The organism is Bacteroides muris (ex Afrizal et al. 2022), assembly GCF_004793475.1.
In the GTDB taxonomy this organism is placed as follows: Bacteria; Bacteroidota; Bacteroidia; order Bacteroidales; family Bacteroidaceae; genus Bacteroides; species Bacteroides muris.
In genome coordinates this window covers 1-503 of sequence record NZ_SRYZ01000135.1, presented here as the reverse complement: position 1 = coordinate 503, position 503 = coordinate 1, and the positions used below count along the sequence as shown (strand labels likewise).

At 34.4% G+C, this 503-nt stretch carries 1 protein-coding gene; it reads right to left on the bottom strand.

Annotated features, from left to right (window positions below; translation table 11 throughout):
• Window positions 1–503 (bottom strand): Crp/Fnr family transcriptional regulator (locus E5355_RS19215; RefSeq protein ID WP_136011571.1); only part of this gene is annotated, 503 nt, incomplete at both ends.

The following is a 503-nucleotide window of genomic DNA, read 5'->3' as shown; positions in this document are numbered from 1 at the left end:
GTGATTTGCAGATATGATGCCAAGTCTTTGAGTGTTATATCTTGCAGTAAATCAGGACAGCGTTCTATCAGTTCCAAATATCGTTCTTTGGGTGATTGTCGATAGAGGTTGAGATAACGACCATGAGATTGGCGGAATAATTCTTCTGCTATAAAACAGCGTAACTCTATATTTTCTTTTAGTATTTGCCTAAGAAAGTTGGTACTACAAACCCATACATCTGAATCAGTCATTGCTTTAAGATCAACCAAAGACAATTCATTTCGAATTGAACTATAAAAATCTCCGGCTAAGGTATTACATAATGCCAAACCTGTGATATGCTCGTTTCCATCTGTATCAATTATAGTATATTTGAAATATCCTAATTCAATGAAACCGAAATATTTAGTTCTTTCTCCACGATGAAGAAAATACTCCCCTTTTTTATAATGGCATAGTTTACCCTCTTTGGTGCAAAGTTCACGCCAAAAATCCATATCAATCTTATCTATATATGGGTT